A 257-nucleotide genomic window follows, 5' to 3' on the forward strand; every position below is an offset into this window, starting at 1 on the left:
CGGTCTGCTGCTGGCGGGCGGCCTGCTGCTGCTCTGGGTCTGCTGGAAGATGTGGCGCGAACTGCGAGAGCAGGCGACCCACGACCAGGCCGAGGCGGAGGCCGAGCTTCAGCTGGCCATGAGCATCGAGCATGGCACAGGCCCCTCGCCCGAGGAGCTGGGCGTCAAGCGCAAGAGCTTCGGCGCCGCCCTGATCCAGATCATGGTCGCCGACATCACCATGTCGCTGGACAATGTGCTGGCCGTCGCCGGCGCGG

At 68.9% G+C, this 257-nt stretch carries 1 pseudogene; it reads left to right on the top strand.

Features of this window, described 5'->3' with window-relative positions:
- Positions 1-257: pseudogene (locus tag CVH10_RS22205) on the top strand (hypothetical protein); the annotation flags it as partial.

This window comes from Halomonas sp. ND22Bw, assembly GCF_003011945.1.
Taxonomy (GTDB): domain Bacteria; phylum Pseudomonadota; class Gammaproteobacteria; order Pseudomonadales; family Halomonadaceae; genus Halomonas; species Halomonas halophila.